This window comes from Cupriavidus pauculus (assembly GCF_022179805.1).
In the GTDB taxonomy this organism is placed as follows: Bacteria; Pseudomonadota; Gammaproteobacteria; order Burkholderiales; family Burkholderiaceae; genus Cupriavidus; species Cupriavidus pauculus_E.
In genome coordinates this window covers 69,744-82,766 of record NZ_BPUO01000018.1, presented here as the reverse complement: position 1 = coordinate 82,766, position 13,023 = coordinate 69,744, and the positions used below count along the sequence as shown (strand labels likewise).

9 protein-coding genes and 2 riboswitches are annotated in these 13,023 nt (G+C 65.5%); of the genes, 3 read left to right on the top strand and 6 right to left on the bottom strand.

What is annotated here, in order from left to right:
• The first annotated feature begins 162 nt into the window (after positions 1 to 162).
• Entirely contained in the window at positions 163 to 1,386 is a 1,224-nt protein-coding gene (locus tag MFF62_RS26810) for a cation:proton antiporter (protein ID WP_238266179.1), read from the top strand.
• Complete coding sequence (locus MFF62_RS26805) at positions 1,386 to 2,501, top strand: YbdK family carboxylate-amine ligase (RefSeq protein WP_238266178.1); 1,116 nt, start codon at positions 1,386 to 1,388, stop codon at positions 2,499 to 2,501. The genes MFF62_RS26810 and MFF62_RS26805 overlap by 1 nt, the downstream gene beginning before the upstream one ends.
• 226 nt (positions 2,502 to 2,727) lie before the next feature.
• Here the strand turns inward: MFF62_RS26805 and MFF62_RS26800 are convergent, their stop codons facing one another.
• From MFF62_RS26800 to MFF62_RS26775, 6 genes are all read right to left on the bottom strand, one after another.
• Positions 2,728 to 3,465, bottom strand: a complete 738-nt coding sequence (locus MFF62_RS26800; RefSeq protein WP_238266276.1) for an MBL fold metallo-hydrolase — start codon at positions 3,463 to 3,465, stop codon at positions 2,728 to 2,730.
• 77 nt (positions 3,466 to 3,542) lie between these two features.
• Positions 3,543 to 4,919: an L-serine ammonia-lyase gene (locus MFF62_RS26795; protein ID WP_238266177.1), complete on the bottom strand. Its 1,377-nt coding sequence runs from the start codon at positions 4,917 to 4,919 to the stop codon at positions 3,543 to 3,545.
• Positions 4,920 to 5,021: 102 nt separating this feature from the next.
• Positions 5,022 to 7,949, bottom strand: a complete 2,928-nt coding sequence (gene gcvP / locus MFF62_RS26790; RefSeq protein ID WP_238266176.1) for an aminomethyl-transferring glycine dehydrogenase — start codon at positions 7,947 to 7,949, stop codon at positions 5,022 to 5,024.
• A gap of 78 nt (positions 7,950 to 8,027) precedes the next feature.
• Positions 8,028 to 8,408, bottom strand: a complete 381-nt coding sequence (gene gcvH, locus MFF62_RS26785; RefSeq protein WP_238266175.1) for a glycine cleavage system protein GcvH — start codon at positions 8,406 to 8,408, stop codon at positions 8,028 to 8,030.
• A 111-nt stretch (positions 8,409 to 8,519) separates the two neighbouring features.
• A complete protein-coding gene (gene gcvT, locus MFF62_RS26780) occupies positions 8,520 to 9,647 on the bottom strand; it encodes a glycine cleavage system aminomethyltransferase GcvT (protein ID WP_238266174.1) in 1,128 nt (375 codons plus the stop codon).
• An 83-nt stretch (positions 9,648 to 9,730) separates the two neighbouring features.
• Positions 9,731 to 9,853: riboswitch (glycine riboswitch) on the bottom strand.
• A 21-nt stretch (positions 9,854 to 9,874) separates the two neighbouring features.
• Positions 9,875 to 9,962, bottom strand: a riboswitch (glycine riboswitch).
• A gap of 116 nt (positions 9,963 to 10,078) precedes the next feature.
• A complete protein-coding gene (locus tag MFF62_RS26775; protein ID WP_238266173.1) occupies positions 10,079 to 10,303 on the bottom strand; it encodes a glycine zipper 2TM domain-containing protein in 225 nt (74 codons plus the stop codon).
• A gap of 304 nt (positions 10,304 to 10,607) precedes the next feature.
• Here MFF62_RS26775 and MFF62_RS26770 point away from each other — a divergent pair, with 304 nt between their 5' ends.
• On the top strand, positions 10,608 to 12,695 hold the full coding sequence (locus MFF62_RS26770; RefSeq protein ID WP_238266172.1) for a UvrD-helicase domain-containing protein: 2,088 nt from the start codon (positions 10,608 to 10,610) through the stop codon (positions 12,693 to 12,695).
• Positions 12,696 to 13,023 lie beyond the last annotated feature (328 nt).

Sequence of the window (13,023 nt, the reverse complement as noted above, 5' to 3'; positions counted from 1 at the left end):
CCCAATGTGGGTTGCCGCACGGGATGATTCTGATTTTGAAAGTCCTACAAAACCGCTATCGGAGACGATGGCAGTTTTTGTTTGGAAAAGCCGTAAGTTGCGCGCGCGTTGGGGAAAGTGTCGGACAAGCACTTACATTTCCCGACGTGTCCTTCCGTTACCATGTCGCGCATGAACGGATTGAGCCAACTATTTCCCTCGCTGCCGCTGGTGCCGGGCGGGCTGTTCTGGGTGGGTCTCGCGCTGGTTGGCGCGGGGCTGGCCGGAGAGGTCTGCCGCCGGTGGCTGGGCTGTCCGCGTATCGTTGGGTACGCGGTGGTGGGGCTGTTCGCCGGCATGCTCGGCCGCAGCATCGTCGACGACAACATGATCGCGCAGACGCGCGTGCTGATAGATATGGCGCTGGCCCTGGCGCTGTTCGAACTGGGCCACCGGCTGTCGCTGTCCTGGCTGCGCGCCAATCCGTGGCTGCTGTTCACCAGCGCCGCCGAAAGCCTGCTGACCTGGGGCCTGGTCACCACGGTGCTGCAGTGGATGGGCGCGTCCCCGGGCGTGGCCATCCTGGCGGGCGGCATCGCGGTCAGCACATCGCCCACCATCGTGCTGCAGCTCAAGAACGAGCTGCGTGCCGAGGGCCAGGTCACCGAGCGCCTGATGGCGATGTCGGCGCTCAATTCCATCTACGCCGCCGCCATCGTGCAGGTGGCCACGGGCTGGCTCCATTCCGAATATGGCAACCTGGGCGCGGCGCTGCTGCATCCGCTGTACCTGCTCGTGGGCTCGTGCCTGCTGGCGTGGATCGTGGGCAAGGTTGGCCATGCGATCTATGCGCGCATGTCGGCCGACGATCACTACAGCTTCCTGGTGCTGGTGGGGCTGGTGCTGTTCACGCTGGCGCTGACGCGCGTGCTGAAGCTGTCGATGCCGCTGACGCTGATGCTGGCCGGCGTGGTGTTCAAGCACCAGGACCGCCAGCCGCATGTCTGGCCCACGCACTTCGGTAGCGCCGGCAGCCTGCTGATCATCGTCATGGTGGTGTCGCTGGGCCTGCCGCTGACGGCCAAGGACTGGCTGGTGGGCGGAACGTTTGCCGTGGCGCTGGTGTTCTTCCGGCAGGTGGCCAAGCTGGCGGGCGTGGTGTCGCTGGGTTCGTTCTCGGGGATGAGCCTGCGCCAGTGCATGGCACTGGGCCTGGCGCTGGCGCCCATGTCGGGGCTGGCTTATCTTTTGATGAGCGACGTGGCCCGGCTGTATCCCGGCACGGGGGCACCGCTCGCATCGATCATCCTGTGTGCGCTCGCGATCGAGCAGCTGCTGGCGCCGATCATCGCCGCCTGGGCGCTGCGCTTTGCCGGCGAGACACGGGATCAAGGAGGAGGGCGCTGATGTCGCTCGAACCGTTCAAGCATTCCGAGGCGCTGACCTTCGGCGTCGAGCTGGAACTGCAGCTCGTCAATCGACACGACTACGACCTGGCGCCGTTCGCGCCCGACCTGCTGCGCGCGCTCAAGGGCGCGCAGCATGCCGGCGACATCAAGCCCGAGATCAGCCCGTCGATGATCGAGATCAGCACGGGCATCTGCCGCGACTACGCCCAGGCGCTGGAGGAACTGACCGTGATGCGCGACCTGATGGTCAACGCATCGCGCGGGCTGAACCTCGGCATCTGCGGCGGAGGCACGCATCCGTTCCAGGTGTGGTCGGAGCGCACCATCTCCGACTCGCCACGCTACCAGTACATTTCCGAGCTCTACGGCTATCTGGCCAAGCAGTTCACGGTGTTTGGCCAGCACGTCCACATCGGCTGCCCGAGCGCGGACGAATCGCTGTTCCTGCTCCATGCGATTGGCCGCTACGTGCCGCACTTCATCGCGCTGGCGGCGTCGTCACCGTATGTGCAGGGCGTGGATACCGGCTTTGCGTCGGCGCGCCTGAATTCGGTGGCCGCCTTCCCGATGAGCGGGCGCGCACCGCATGTGCTGACGTGGGACGGCTTTACGGCCTACTTCGAAAAGATGCGGGCCACTGGCGTGATCGAAAGCATGAAGGACTTCTATTGGGATATCCGTCCCAAGCCGGAGTTCGGCACGATCGAAGTGCGCGTGATGGACACCCCGCTGACCGTGCAACGCGCCTGCGACATCGCGGCCTATATCCAGGCGCTGGCGCGCTACCTGCTGCTGTCGCGGCCGTTCATGCCGCAAGAAGACGACTACCTGGTGTACACGTTCAACCGCTTCCAGGCGTGCCGCTTCGGCATGGAGGCCGAGTACGTGCATCCGAACGAACTGACCCGCATGCCGATCGCGGACCATATCCTGTCGATCTGCGACGCGCTGGAGCCGCACGCCGAGGCGCTGGGGTCTCTCCAGGCGCTGGCCAATATCCGTGCGCAGGCAGCGGCGCGTGACAATGACGCGAAGCTGGTGCGGGCGGTCAATGATGAGGCGCACAGCCTGCGGGATACGGTCAGGCGTACTTGCGAGCAGTGGGAAGGGTAGGCGGCTGAGGGGGCAAGATTTTGCCTCTTGTTTTCTCCCCGCTCCCTCTGGGAGAGGGCCAGGGGGTGAGGGCGCGGCGGTTCAAATTGCGACCAAATCGGCAAGCAGAACCTCGTTGCCCTCACCCCCAACCCCTCTCCCGCAAGCGGGAGAGGGGAGCAGAATCGCGGGAGAGGGGAGAAAGACTAGGCCGCGGAAGAGGGGAGCCAAACCGAATAGGCGTAGATCAAGCCCCGTGCGGCACACTTTCCCCATCGCGCCCCGCCACCAGCCCAAGCTGCTGGTTGGCCGGCACCGCGATATCAATCAACTTCGGACGCGGCAAATTCAGATTACGCATCATCGCGATGAATTCATCGCGGGTGCGGCCCGCCACGCGGCTATTGGTGGCGCGCTCGCGGCCGATGGTCGATTCGGTCTGTCCCTTGTAGTCATGCGCGGGAAAGACGCGCGTATCGTCGGGTAGCCGGAAAAGCTTCTGCGTCAGGCTGTCGAACAGCGTGCCGGCATCACCCGACTGGAAATCGGTGCGCCCGCAGCCATCGATCAGCAGCGCGTCGCCCGTGAAGATGCGTCGCGGCCCCTCGGATTCTTCCCACAGATAGCTCATGCTGCCGGCGGTGTGGCCCGGCGTGTGGATCGCGCGCAGCACCTGGCTGCCGAACGTGATCGTGTCGCCGTCGATCAGTTGCTTCAGTGCAGGCTTGATGTCGCAGCCCGACGGGGCGGCCGTGCTGGCGCCAGTGATGCGCGCAAGCTGGCCGGCCGACGTAATGTGATCGGCGTGTGCGTGGGTTTCGACGATCCATACCAGGCGGGCGCCGGTCTGGTCCAGCAACACGAGGTCGCGCGTGTACTGGCGGTCGACCGGGTCGATCAGTACCGCCTCGTGCGTGGCGGCGTCGATCAGCAGGTAGGTGAAGGTGGACGACGTGTCGTCGAACAACTGGTGAAAGGTCTGCATGGCGGTATTTTTGTGGCAAACCGAAAGTGCTTCCATGATACGTCGCCGGATCGCGCCGGCAACTGGAATCACGGACCTCAGCACTCCACGATATTGACCGCCAGGCCGCCGCGCGCCGTTTCCTTGTACTTGGTCTTCATGTCCGCGCCGGTCTCGCGCATCGTCTTGATCACGGAGTCGAGCGACACATAGTGCGTGCCATCACCACGCAGGGCCATGCGTGCGGCATTGACCGCCTTGACCGACGCCATCGCGTTACGCTCGATGCACGGGATCTGCACCAGCCCGCCCACCGGGTCGCAGGTCAGGCCAAGGTTGTGCTCCATGCCGATCTCTGCCGCGTTCTCGACCTGTTCCGGCGTGCCGCCTTGCACTGCGGCAAGTGCGCCGGCCGCCATCGAGCAGGCCACGCCGACTTCGCCCTGGCAGCCCACTTCCGCACCGGAAATCGACGCATTGAGTTTGTAGAGCAGGCCGATGGCCCCGGCGGTCAGCAGGAAGTCCACCACGCCCTGGCGGTTCGCGCCGGGCACGAAGCGATCGTAGTAGTGCAGCACCGCCGGAATGATGCCGGCAGCGCCGTTGGTCGGCGCAGTGACCACGCGCCCGCCGGAGGCGTTTTCCTCGTTGACGGCAATCGCGTAGAGGTTGACCCAGTCCATGACCGATAGCGGATCGGACAGCGTGCGCTCCGCGCGCTGGGTCAGGTGGCGATGCAATTCTGGCGCGCGCCGCTTGACCTTGAACGGCCCGGGCAACTCGCCGTCGGTGCGGCAGCCGCGTTCCACGCATTGCTGCATCACGTCCCAGATATGCAGCAGGCCGTCGACCACCTCGGTCTCGGAGCGCCACGTCAGCTCGTTCTCCATCATGAGCCGCGCAATCGACTTGCCGCTGGCGCGCGCCATGTCCAGCATCGCGCGCCCGCTGCGGAACGGATGCGGTAACTGCTTCTCGGCGGCAGCCAGTTGGGTGTTGGGCGCGCCCGCCGTGACCACGAAGCCGCCGCCCACCGACAGGTAGCGGGCTTCGCGCAGCGGCGCGCCGTCGGCGGCGAAGGCGTGGAATTTCATGCCGTTCGGATGCTCGGCCATGGCTTCGCGCCGATAGAACGCGATGTGCTCGCGCTCCACGAACGGCACCACATGGCGGCCCAGCAGCGACAACTGCTTGCTGGCACGCAAGGCGGCCAGCTTGCCGTCGATGCCATCGGGGTCCACGGTATCGGGCGATTCGCCCATCAGGCCCAGGATCACGCCCTTGTCTGTGCCGTGCCCCTTGCCCGTGGCGCCCAGCGATCCATACAGCTCCACGCGTACGCTGGCCACACTCGCCAACAGGCCATCGCGCTCCAATCCGTGCGCGAACATGAGCGCCGCGCGCATGGGCCCCACGGTATGCGAGCTGGACGGGCCGATACCTACCTTGAATAGATCAAAGACGCTGACTGCCACGGCTGACTCCGGATACAAAGACGGCGTGCCTACCGGCACGCCGCCAGAACCGCATCGTCGATGCGGCGGATGAAGGACTTCAAGCGGACGCGGCCGGAGGGCTTACTCCCCTTCAGCGTACTCGCTCATCGGCACACACGAGCAGAACAGATTGCGGTCGCCGTAGACGTTGTCCGCACGGCCAACCGGCGGCCAGTACTTCTGCGTGCGCAGCGACGCCACCGGATACGCGGCTTCCTCGCGCGTGTACTTGTGGCTCCACTCGTTGCCCACCACCACCGCGGCGGTGTGCGGCGCGTGCTTGAGCGGGTTGTCCTCGCGGTCGAAGCTGCCGTCTTCCACGCGGGCGATTTCGCCGCGAATAGCGATCATCGCGTCGATGAAGCGGTCGAGCTCGTGCAGCGACTCGCTCTCGGTCGGCTCGATCATCAGCGTGCCCGGCACCGGGAAGCTCATGGTCGGGGCGTGGAAGCCGTAGTCCATCAGGCGCTTGGCCACGTCTTCGTTGGTGATGCCCGTGGACTTCTGCAGCGGACGCAGGTCCAGGATGCACTCGTGCGCCACCAGGCCGCCCTGGCCCGTGTACAGCACGGGGAAGTGCGGCGACAGGCGTCGCGCCACGTAGTTGGCGGTCAGGATCGCGTTCTCGGTGGCGGCGGTCAGGCCGGCCGAGCCCATCATCGCGATGTACATCCAGGAGATCGGCAGGATGCTGGCCGAGCCGAACGGTGCGGCCGAAATACCACCGATGCCGTTGTCGTCGCGGCGATAGCCAACGCTTTCCTGGTTCGGCAGGAAGTCCGCCAGGTGCGCGCCCACGGCCACCGGCCCCACGCCCGGGCCGCCACCGCCGTGCGGAATGCAGAACGTCTTGTGCAGGTTCAAGTGCGACACGTCGCCGCCGAACTGCCCCGGTGCGGCCACGCCGACCATCGCGTTCATGTTGGCGCCGTCCACGTAGACCTGGCCGCCGTGCTTGTGCACGATGTCGCAGATCTGCTGCACGCCTTGCTCGAAAACGCCGTGCGTGGAAGGGTACGTGATCATGATCGCGGCCAGGTTCTTGCTGTGCGCCTCGGCCTTCTTGGCCAGGTCGTCCAGATCGACGTTGCCGTTGTCATCGCACGCCACCACCACGACCTTCATGCCGGCCATCTGCGCCGAAGCCGGGTTCGTGCCGTGTGCCGACGACGGGATCAGGCAGATGTCGCGATGGCTCTCGCCACGGCTTGCATGGTAGGCGTGGATGACCAGCAGGCCAGCGTACTCGCCCTGCGAGCCCGCGTTCGGCTGCAGGCTCACCGCGGCGTAGCCGGTAGCGGCGCACAGCATGGCTTCGAGCTGGTCGATCATTTCGCGGTAGCCGACGGTCTGGTCCAGCGGCGCGAACGGGTGGATGTTGCTGAACTCGGGCCACGTCACGGGAATCATCTCGCTGGTGGCGTTGAGCTTCATCGTGCAGGAGCCCAGCGGAATCATCGTGCGGTCCAGCGCCAGGTCCTTGTCGGCCAGCATGCGCAGGTAACGCAGCATCTCGTGTTCCGCATGGTGCGTGTTGAACACCGGGTGCGTCAGGTAGGCGCTCTGGCGGGCCAGGCTGGCCGGGATGCCGTCGCCGACCGAGGCTTCGATCTTGTCGAAGTCGGGCACCGGCTTGCCGTGCGCGAAGATTTCCCACAACGTGACCACGTCGTTGCGCGATGCGGTCTCGTCCAGCGAGATGCCGATGCGCGAGCCGCCCGCATGGCGCAGGTTGATGCCGCGCTGCGTGGCCGTGGCGTGGAACGATTCGGTGTTGAAGCCGGTTTCCAGCGTCAGCGTGTCGAAGAACGTGTCATTGATAGGTGCCAGGCCCAGCGTCTTCAGGCCGGCCGCCAGCGTGGCGGTCAGGCGATGCACGCGCTGCGCAATGCGCTTGAGACCCTGCGGGCCGTGGTAGACCGCGTACATCGATGCCATCACGGCCAGCAGTACCTGTGCGGTACAGATGTTCGAGGTGGCCTTCTCGCGGCGGATATGCTGCTCGCGCGTCTGCAGGGCCAGGCGATAGGCACGGTTGCCCTGCGCGTCGATGCTCACACCGACGAGGCGGCCCGGCATCGAACGCTTGAAGGCGTCCTTGACGGCCATGTAGCCGGCGTGCGGACCACCGAAGCCCAGCGGCACGCCAAAGCGCTGCGAATTGCCCACGGCCACATCGGCACCCCATTCGCCGGGTGCGGCGATCAGCGTCAGCGCCAGCAGGTCGGCGGCGGCCACCACCAGGCCACCGGCGGCGTGCACTGCATCGGCAATCGCGCGGTAGTCGGACACGTCGCCGTTCACGCCCGGGTATTGCAGCAGCACGCCAAACGCGTGCGCCTGGGCGGCGTCGGCGGCAGGGCCGACCTTGACCTCGATGCCCATCGGCAGCGCGCGCGTGCGTACCACTTCCAGCGTCTGCGGCAGCACGTCGTCAGCCACGTAGAACGTGTTCGACGCATGCTTGTTCACGCGCTGCAGCAGCGTCATGGCTTCGGCGGCGGCGGTGCCTTCGTCCAGCATCGACGCATTGGCGATGTCCAGGCCGGTCAGGTCCGTGATCATCTGCTGGAAGTTCAGCATCGCTTCCAGGCGACCCTGGGAGATTTCCGGCTGGTAAGGCGTGTACGCGGTGTACCAGGCGGGATTCTCGAAAATGTTGCGCAACACCACGCCCGGGGTGAGCGTGTTGTAGTAACCCTGTCCGATGAAGCTCTTCAGTACGCGATTCTTGCCGGCCAGCCCGCGCAGCTTGGCCAGCGCGGCTTCCTCGGTCAGCGGGGCGGTGAATTCGCCCAGCGACATGCCGTCGCGGCGGCGGATGGCGGCGGGCACCACGGCGTCGACAAGCGCGGCGCGGCTGTCAAAGCCCAGCACCTGCAGCATGTGTTGCTGTTCGGCGGTGTCGGGGCCGATGTGGCGGGCGGCGAAGGCATCGCGTGCCTCCAGTTCGGCCAGCGTGGGCCGTGCAGCTTGGGCGGCAGCGTTCATGGGAATCGGGGCATTCATGGCAAGGAATCTCGTGGAGCGGGCGGCGGGCAGGTGGTCAGCCTGGCCGCCGCGCGCGGCATCAAACGGTCAGCGCAATCAGGCGCCGACGCTGGCCTTGTAGGCGTTGACGTCCATCAGGCCGTTCACGTCGTCGGCGTTGGCCGGCTTCAGCTTGAACAGCCAGGCGTCGAAGGCGTTGGTGTTGACCGACTCCGGCGAGGCCGAGGCGGCGTCGTTGACGGCGATGACTTCGCCGGCCACCGGCGCGTAGATGTCGGAAGCCGCCTTCACGGATTCCACGACGGCCAGCGCGTCGCCGGCGCCAACCGACTTGCCCACTTCGGGCAGTTCCAGGAAGACGATGTCGCCCAGTGCGTCCTGTGCGTGGTCGGTAATGCCGATCGTCAGCGTGCCGTCGGATTCGACGCGCACCCATTCGTGCGACTCGGTGTACTTCAGGTCAGCGGGGAAGTTCATGAGGTTCTCCGGGATACAGTGTGTTTCTTGTTTCATTCACCCGCCCGCAGCAGGTTGGGCTCGAGCGGACGGGTGGAAGGGCGACCGTTGGATGTGAAGCCGGGCGATGCCTCAGCTCACGAGTGCCTTGCCATTGCGCACAAACGGCAGTTTAACCACAGTCGCGGTCAGTTTGCGGTCACGAATCTCGACCTGGACGTCGGTGCCGTGCGCCACGTCCTTCGGCAGCCGCGCAAAGGCGATGGACTGCTGCAGGCTGGGGCTGAACGTGCCGCTCGTGATTTCGCCGTCGCCGGACGCGGTGACTACCTTCTGGTGCGCGCGCAGCACGCCGCCCTTGTCGCGCAGGATCAGGCCCGCGAACGTCTGCTTCTGGCCACCGGCCTGCAGCGCCGACTTGCCGATGAAGTCGCGCTCGCTCTGCAGGTCGACGGTCCAGGCCAGGCCCGCGTCGAGCGGGGAGGTATTGATGTCCATGTCCTGGCCGTACAGGTTCATGCCGGCTTCCAGGCGCAGCGTGTCGCGCGCGCCCAGACCGGCCGGGCGTACGCCGGCGGCCGACAGCTTTTCCCAGATGCCAGCCACGTTCTCGGCCGGCACTACCAGCTCGAAACCGTCTTCGCCGGTATAGCCGGTGCGCGCCACCATCAGCTCGCCCATTTCGGGGTCCTGCACGACCAGCGCGTTGAACGGCTTCAGCGCGTCGGCGGGCTGGGTGGACGGGAATGCCTGGTAGACCTTGGCGCGGGCGTTGGGACCCTGCACGGCCACGATGGCCAGCTTGCCGGCGCCTTCGGGGGCTACGTCGCCACGGCGCGGCGTGATCTTCACGTCGCTGCCGGTGGCCGTGTTGCGGGCGCGGATCCATTCGATGTCGCCGATGGCCGTGCTGGCGTTCACCACCAGGCGGAAATGGTCCTCGGCAAAGAAGTAGACGATCAGGTCGTCGATGACGCCGCCTTTCTCGTCGAGCATGCACGAATACAGTGCCTTGCCCGGCGTTTGCAGCTTGTCCACGTTATTGGCCAGCAGGCCGCGCAGGAAGGTGCGGGTCTGGGCGCCGTGCAGGTCCACCACGCACATGTGGGAGACGTCGAACATGCCGGCATCGCCACGCACGGCGTTGTGTTCCTCGATCTGGGAGCCGTAGTTGACGGGCATGTCCCAGCCGCCGAAGTCGACCATGCGGGCGCCGAGGGCGCGGTGGATTGCATTGAGGGGCGTTGCCTGGAGCGTCATGGGTATCCTCGGATCGAAAACGAAAAAAGGGTCATCCGCCGCAACGCTCGGCCGCGCAAATGCGCAACCAATCCGCTGCGGCGGATGACCCCTCTGTCCTCGATACCTGAGAGATTACGCGGCTCGTTGCCGCGTGCGCCCCTTCGGTGGACATGCTCACCGCTGCGTCAATGCAGTGGCGGATGTCGCTCTCCAGAGTGCGGCATGCATCGTGTGCATGTTGCATGCCGATCCGGTCGGTCCATGGTGCCTGAGAGTTTTTGGGTAGTTCCCCTTCGGCGGCGCAGTTGCTGCGCGCTCTCCCGGCCGGATGCGCGAGAATGTACGGGACCGGTCTGCCTTTGTCAAACGCCAACCTGACGGCCAGCGCGACGGCGGCGACCGGCCCCGTCCCTAAATTCCCCCGGCCGGCGAGACCAGCCCTCCAGGCTTTAGCGGTTGTCCTTGGTCACGACGTTACCGACCACGCCGCCCACGGCGGCACCGCCTATCGTACCCAGCGCGCTGCCATTGGTCAGCACGGCGCCGCCCAGGGCACCTGCGCCCGCGCCGATGGCGGTATTGCGCTGCTTCGGGGTCATGTCCGCACAACCGGCAAAGCTCACCAGCGTGGCACCGATCAGGGCGGCTTTCGTCAGGCTTTGAAGCATCTTCATGATTGGCTCCTTGTTGTCGTCGAACGTGTTGACGTCGAAATCATCGTTTCCGATTTGTTGTGTTGATGTCTCCCGAACCGGCCGCGCTGCCTGGCGCCGGACCCGTGCGGTCGTGTCCGATAAGAGGCAAGCTCCATGCCCCGGGTGCCCCCGCTTTACGATTGTTACCAGCCTGAAACGCCTCTTGTCGGACGCCGCCCGACAGAGTTTTTCGCCCCCATGAGCGTGTTAGGATCGACGCCTTTGGCGCGCGGCATCGCACGTGCGCCGCAAGCCATTCCGTCTGCCCCGATCCCCCTGCCTCATGACTCACGGACTCAACGCCGCGCAATCCGAAGCGGTCCGCTATCTGGACGGCCCCTGCCTTGTGCTGGCGGGCGCCGGCTCCGGCAAGACGCGTGTCATCACGCAGAAAATCGCCCACCTGATCGAGGACAAGGGGTTCGAGCCGCGTCACATTGCCGCCGTAACGTTCACGAACAAGGCGGCCAAGGAGATGCAGGAGCGCATTGCCAAGCTGATGGAAGGCAAGACCACGCGCGAAGGGAAGCGCATTCCACTCAAGCAGCTGACGGTTTGTACGTTTCACTCGCTTGGCGTGCAAATCTTGCGCATGGAAGCCGAGCATGTCGGGTTGAAGCCGCAGTTCTCGATCATGGATTCGGACGACTGTTTCGGACTGGTGCAGGAGCAGCTTGGCACCACCGACAAGAAGCTGATCCGCAGCGTGCAGAGCACGATCTCGCTCTGGAAGAACAGCATGATCGACCCCGAGACGGCGATTGCCCAGGCAGCGGACGCCGACGAGCACCAGGCCGCGCTGGTCTATCGCAACTATGTAGCCACGCTGCATGCGTACCAGGCCGTGGACTTCGACGACCTGATCCGCCTGCCTGCCGAACTGTTCGCACGCGACGAGGCGGTGCGCCTGAAGTGGCAGAACCGCCTGCGCTACTTCCTGGTCGACGAATACCAGGACACCAACGCGTGCCAGTATCAGCTGCTGAAGCTGCTGGCCGGCGGATCGCACCTGCGTGCGCCCGCCTTCACGGCGGTGGGCGACGACGACCAGGCCATCTACGGCTGGCGCGGCGCCACGCTCGACAACCTGCGCCTGCTGCAGACCGACTTTCCGGACCTGAAGGTCGTCAAGCTGGAACAGAATTACCGCTCGACCGTGCGCATCCTGGAAGCGGCCAACGCGGTGATCGCCAACAACCCGAAGCTGTTCGACAAGAAGCTGTGGTCGGAACACGGCATGGGCGACCCCATCGCCGTGCATCCGATGAACGACGAGGAGCACGAGGCCGAATCGGTGGTGTTCCGGCTGTCGGCCCACAAGTTCGAGCGCCGCGCGCAGTTTCGCGACTACGCCATTCTCTATCGCGGCAATCACCAGGCCCGGCTGTTCGAACAGATCCTGCGGCGCGAGCGCATTCCGTATGTGCTCTCCGGCGGGCAGAGCTTCTTCGACAAGGCCGAGATCAAGGACATCTGCGCGTACTTGCGCCTGATCGCCAATCCTGATGACGATCCCGCGTTCATCCGCGCCATCACCACGCCGCGCCGGGGCGTTGGCAACACCACGCTCGAAGCACTGGGTACGTTTGCGGGCCAGGCCAAGGTGTCGCTGTTCGAGGCCGCGATGATGGGCGGCATCGAAGCCAAGCTGCAGCCGCGCCAGTTGGAGCCGCTGCGCACGTTCTGCGAATCGATGGTGCGGCTGGCCGACCGCGCGTCCAAGGACCCGGCCACCGTGGTGCTGGACGACCTGATGGAAGGCATCCACTACGAGGCCTATCTGTACGACACGTTCGACGAGCGCCAGGCGCAGTCGCGCTGGACGAACACGCTCGAATTCCTGGACTGGCTCAAGCGCAAGGGCACGCGGCCCGAAGCGGAAGGCGAGGGCGAGGCCACTGGCTTTGACACGGCCGATGGGCTGGGCGACGAAGGCAAGAACCTGCTGGAACTGACGCAGACCGTGGCGCTGATGAGCATGCTCGAAGGCCGCGAGGAAGATCCGGACGCCGTGCGGCTGTCGACGCTGCACGCGTCGAAGGGCCTGGAGTATCCGCACGTGTTCCTGGTGGGCGTGGAGGAGGGCATCCTGCCCCATACGCGCGAGGACGAAGACCTGGGCGACGAGAAGATCGAGGAAGAACGCCGCCTGATGTATGTGGGCATCACGCGTGCACAGCGCAGCCTGCAGATCAGCTGGTGCAAGAAGCGCAAGCGCGCTCGCGAAACCTATTCGGTCGACCCGTCGCGCTTCATCGCCGAGATGAAACTCGACGATGGCCCCGCGCCGCAGGAAGACGCCCCGGCGATGAGCCCGAAGGACCGGCTCGCCGGCCTGAAGGCGCTGCTCAACAAGCCTGCCGCTGGCTGATCGCGGCCACTGACTCATCGGGTTGATACAAGCCCGACAAGACTCCGGCATGCCGGCTCACTACGATTGCCGTCGCGTATGAACGCCTCGGCGTTCCTGCGACGCACCGCGCCCGCCCTTCGGTAGCGGTGCGGCTGGGCGCATGCGAGCCCGGCTTCTTCCCTGTTGAACGCTCCCGGATGCGGCAGCACCGGGAGCGTATTTTTCCGCCTGCCGACCGGCGTCGATCCCCCAGCACCACGCCATGTGCATCCCGATGCACGTATCAGGATTGATACAAAGCCGGCATCGCCTGTAATCTCGCGACTGGTACATTGGCCGATCGCTT

What these genes read in the sequence shown, in the direction of transcription:
- MFF62_RS26810 (WP_238266179.1), top strand. Translation starts at nt 163, where the DNA reads ATGTCGCGCATGAACGGATTGAGCCAACTATTTCCCTCGCTGCCGCTG.
- MFF62_RS26805 (WP_238266178.1), top strand. Translation starts at nt 1,386, where the DNA reads ATGTCGCTCGAACCGTTCAAGCATTCCGAGGCGCTGACCTTCGGCGTC.
- MFF62_RS26800 (WP_238266276.1), bottom strand. Translation starts at nt 3,465, where the DNA reads ATGCAGACCTTTCACCAGTTGTTCGACGACACGTCGTCCACCTTCACC.
- gcvP (WP_238266176.1), bottom strand. Translation starts at nt 7,949, where the DNA reads ATGAATGCCCCGATTCCCATGAACGCTGCCGCCCAAGCTGCACGGCCC.
- gcvH (WP_238266175.1), bottom strand. Translation starts at nt 8,408, where the DNA reads ATGAACTTCCCCGCTGACCTGAAGTACACCGAGTCGCACGAATGGGTG.
- gcvT (WP_238266174.1), bottom strand. Translation starts at nt 9,647, where the DNA reads ATGACGCTCCAGGCAACGCCCCTCAATGCAATCCACCGCGCCCTCGGC.
- MFF62_RS26775 (WP_238266173.1), bottom strand. Translation starts at nt 10,303, where the DNA reads ATGAAGATGCTTCAAAGCCTGACGAAAGCCGCCCTGATCGGTGCCACG.
- MFF62_RS26770 (WP_238266172.1), top strand. Translation starts at nt 10,608, where the DNA reads ATGACTCACGGACTCAACGCCGCGCAATCCGAAGCGGTCCGCTATCTG.